This is a genomic window from Hydrocoleum sp. CS-953, assembly GCF_002260545.1.
Lineage (GTDB): Bacteria > Cyanobacteriota > Cyanobacteriia > Cyanobacteriales > Microcoleaceae > Trichodesmium.
Genome location: NZ_LGSU01000669.1, coordinates 1 through 4,173 on the forward strand (window position 1 = coordinate 1; position 4,173 = coordinate 4,173).

The 4,173-nt window shown below is 37.2% G+C and carries 3 protein-coding genes; 2 read left to right on the top strand and 1 reads right to left on the bottom strand.

Features of this window, described 5'->3' with window-relative positions:
* The first annotated feature begins 498 nt into the window (after nt 1-498).
* On the top strand, nt 499-639 hold the full coding sequence (locus AFK68_RS36415) for a hypothetical protein (RefSeq protein WP_168186363.1): 141 nt from the start codon (nt 499-501) through the stop codon (nt 637-639).
* Between the two features lie 597 nt (nt 640-1,236).
* On the opposite strand, the gene AFK68_RS07610 is transcribed toward AFK68_RS36415, so the two are convergent.
* Nucleotides 1,237-1,866: a hypothetical protein gene (locus AFK68_RS07610; RefSeq protein WP_094672235.1), complete on the bottom strand. Its 630-nt coding sequence runs from the start codon at nt 1,864-1,866 to the stop codon at nt 1,237-1,239.
* Between the two features lie 260 nt (nt 1,867-2,126).
* Between AFK68_RS07610 and AFK68_RS07615 the strand changes: the two genes are divergently transcribed.
* The gene (locus tag AFK68_RS07615) at nt 2,127-2,801 is read left to right on the top strand and encodes a DUF2301 domain-containing membrane protein (RefSeq protein WP_094672236.1); all 675 of its coding nucleotides are present in this window, start codon (nt 2,127-2,129) and stop codon (nt 2,799-2,801) included.
* Nucleotides 2,802-4,173: the final 1,372 nt, after the last annotated feature.

Genomic DNA, 4,173 nt, shown 5'->3' on the forward strand with positions numbered 1-4,173 from the left:
CAACTATACAATAACTATTCAACCGGATTTTATATGACTCCTGACTCCTGACTCCTAAGTACTGCTAAAATCTCACAACTGAAATATGATTGCTATATATCCAGATAATATCACATTTTGTTGCATGAAAGTATATAGCTGCCGCACTTGCTCGGCATATGTATAGCAGTCGAAGCAAAGAGCGCGGACATTTCGCGCATCCTGAAATCCTTTGACAGTTTACTATTCCCTATTCCCTATTCCCTATTCCCGACTCAAGTAGCGCTATACAATAATAACGTGCGGAAACTGCTGTAACTATTGGACAATAGATGAATAGAACATCAATGTGGATGTGGGAGGGGGCTGAAACTTTTGCAAATTAAAGCTTNGCGGAAACTGCTGTAACTATTGGACAATAGATGAATAGAACATCAATGTGGATGTGGGAGGGGGCTGAAACTTTTGCAAATTAAAGCTTTGAGGTTTAATTTGCCAGCCCTAACTATTGGACAATAGATGAATAGAACATCAATAATTGCGAAAGAGACCGATATAGCTGCCGCACTTGAAAAGCCTTTTCCTGACGGAATGCTCCGCTTTCCATGTCGGCGACAGCCGAAACGCTTTCTCAGCAGAGCAATAACTATTGTCCAATAGATGAATAGAACATCAATAATCCCGAAAGAGAGGGATATATAGCGCTGTGCTCCGGGAACAGGCACTATTGCTACAGGCAACAGGGGGAAGAAATTGCCGATAGTATAAGACTTTGAGCTGCTTGGCCCCTACTACAATTTGTAAANACAGGGGGAAGAAATTGCCGATAGTATAAGACTTTGAGCTGCTTGGCCCCTACTACAATTTGTAAATATACCAGCGCTCATTGCTATAGCTGCGGAATGGATGCTCTATCGCTACTTTTATCCAACAAAGCCTTTTCTCTCCTAACTACTGTAGGGGCAATTTCCGTGCCGGAATGCCCCTAATTACGCGTTTACGTTTGCAGAGCATTCCGAAGGAAAGTATTCCGTAGGAAATTGCCCCTACTACTATTTATAAGTATTCAAGCAAACATAATATTATTTGCTATTTTGCTATTTTAGAGTATCTATATATAAAATCATGTCCGGATAATTAGCAATAAAAAAACTTTCTCCTCTTTGTACATTAAAACTCTCTTATCTTCACTTCTGACTCCTGACTCCTAGCTATTTATTTATAACAATAACTACAACCAGACATGGTATAACAACTTCACTCACAATAAGTAAAAAACCACATCGAATAATCTTCTAATAATTCACCATTAATAGAATCTTCTACAACAGTTTCTAAATCAGCTAGTGGCAATGTAAACTTTCGATTATCTGTAGTCCGTTCCAATACAGCAAAAATTCCGTATTCCACATCTAATATATTATCTAATTTTAACAGATTAAATTGATCTGTGTAAGATGGTTGTGTCTTTTTTAGCTTTTGATATTCTTTTTTACTTCCTGGACCCATTGTATAATGTTCTTCCCATTCAAATTCTTCCATACCTGTAACTAAACAAGGAATTGTCAGATTTTGCTTCAGATATTTTAAATACTTTTTTAAATTAGTCAGATTAACTTCTAGATTTGTAGTGCCGAGAATTTCCTCCAATTTTTGTTCAAAAACTTCCCAATGAATTTGTTCTGCTTCATCTTCTTTTTCCATCCCTTGAAAAGCACCTATCCGCTGTAAAAAATCTTCAATAGGTACAGTTATCGTTAGATTTTCTCCACCATTCACTTTAGCATTTTTCGCTGATATAATAGTCTCATCAATTTCGATTGGTTTAAGGTTTCTGGTATCAGGTTGAGACTTATTTTTATTTTGTCGTTGATTAGATTTTGCCATAAAGTTGTTACCGAATAATTAAGGTTTAAAGCCTCTCCTTTAAAGGAGAAACAAGCGGTAGAGGGATGGCGAGGAGACCTCGCCATATCCAATCGACCAAGAGAAGAAAAAATTTTCCTTTAAATCAATCCTCTCTTTGAAAAGAAGAGGTAATTATTAATTATTAATTATTAATTATTAATTGTTGAACTTATCCAGGTTTATGATTAAAGAATATATAGAATAAAAAAAATTCAGTTAATCTATCTTACGAGTAAACTATGACACAAATACTAGAATCTCCAGAACCAATAGTTTATCAAGGACAGTTCGGAGATTTTACCATAACTAAAAGCGATCGCCTGGGTGTAATTATTTACCGTACTGGCTTAATGATAGCTGCCCTTAGTTTTGCATTAGGCAGTGTCCTAGTCTTATGGCAAGGTAATAATCCAACCGTTATTCAAGCACTTACGCCCCTAATTGGCTGTTTTTGTCTAGCTTTAGGCATAAGTTTGGCCACTATTCATATTTATATGGCCACCTTACACAGAATACTCCAGCTATTTTGGCTAATAGGGGCCATTACCACGGTAATCTTAGCAATTAACAGTAGTGAGTCCCTTGCCTTAATAGTTTACAACAATCCAGTCACTATTTTTGGCGTAGGTTTTACCTTTGCTGCTTTAACTGGTATTTATTTCAAAGAAGCTTTTTGCTTTAACCGTCTAGAAACTAAGTTACTCACACCTTTAGTACCCTTTTTACTCCTGTCTCATTTAGTTGGTTTTTTATCAATTGAAATGAAAGAATTTTTATTAGGAATTTGGGCTTTTCTATTTATAATTTTTGCTATCCGAAAGGCATTTCAACCAATACCTCCAGATATTGGAGATAAGAGTGTTTTTGAATATTTACATCTAAAGAGGGAACAGGAAATAGGGAATAGGGAATAGTCAAAAAGGAAAAAAAATATTCTAAATTTACATCTCATTTGAAAATACTATACCGCAAGAATGTAGGGGTGAATGAGTATTCATCCCTACTGACTTCAGCTATATATGAATGTCACTGAAAAATAACCAACTAAAGCCATTCAAAAATTACCTATTAGAGTGGCTAGAAAAATTAACTTCAACAATTCAGTTATGGATATTAATTCTAGGATTAATTATCTTTCTGATTGTGATGTGCTGCTTTAATATTTATTCATTCTTAGCAGTAAACTCTCCTATAAAAGCTGATTTATTAATAGTTGAAGGTTGGATGTCAGACTATGCAGTAAAATCGGCGATCGCAGAATTTAATCGGGGTGCTTATCAAAAATTAATTACCACAGGTACCCCCATAGGTAAGGGATTTTATCTATCAGAATATGACAACTTTGCCGAACTAACAGCCGCAACTTTGATTATTTGGGGTGTCGATCCAGAGCGAGTAGTTGCTGTACCCACTCCTCAAGTTACCAAATATCGCACTACTGCTTCTGCTACAGCAGTGAAAGAATGGCTAGAAACTTCTAATCTCAAAGTAAGCTCTATCAATATCTATTCTTTAGGACCCCACGCTCGTCGTAGCTGGATGATTTATCGGAATGTTTTTAGTCCAGATATTCAGGTAGGTGTGATTGCTCTTGAACCCAAAGGTTATAACCCTCAGAAATGGTGGCACTCTAGTGAAGGTATGCGGACTGTTATTGGGGAAGCGATNTATCATGTCTGCTTAATGTAGTGGAGTGTCAAGTTTGACGGAGCAGTAGTGGATTATTTCATCTAAAATGGTACAATAGTAGGGGCGGGTTTCAACGGAAACTTTCATGCTTACTCTAAGATTTACATAAACCCACCCCCTAGGACGGTGCGTGATATCATTGGGGGCGGGTTTATCTGACTAAATGTGAAAACTCGTTGTACGGACGTTGCACAGGCAAAAATGCGTTTTCCGTTCCGGAATGCTCCGCAAACATGTCGCGCAGCAAAACGTCCCTATGGTTAAACCCGCCCCTACAGAACCTGATTCCCTAATGCACTATTTTAGTTGAAACATTCCAGTAGGGTGCGTTAGACAGCTTACAATCACTCGCTGTCATGTATTGAAAAATCTGTCGTAACGCACCACTGAATATCTGTCACTCCACTACTAATAGATTCATATCATGTCCGGTAGCATCGGTCTTGTAAGGTAAGGGTAAGGAAGAAGGAAGAAGAAAGAAGAAAGAAGGCTTTAGTTATCTAGGACAGAAGGGTTAAAAGCACAAAACAACTTAAATTTCCCATAGATATTAACGGTTAGGTTTACACGCTCCGATACCAGCGGACATGATATAAA

Excerpts from the sequence above, each read along its gene's own strand:
- AFK68_RS36415 (WP_168186363.1), top strand. The coding sequence starts at position 499 with ATGAATAGAACATCAATAATTGCGAAAGAGACCGATATAGCTGCCGCA.
- AFK68_RS07615 (WP_094672236.1), top strand. The coding sequence starts at position 2,127 with ATGACACAAATACTAGAATCTCCAGAACCAATAGTTTATCAAGGACAG.
- AFK68_RS07610 (WP_094672235.1), bottom strand. The coding sequence starts at position 1,866 with ATGGCAAAATCTAATCAACGACAAAATAAAAATAAGTCTCAACCTGAT.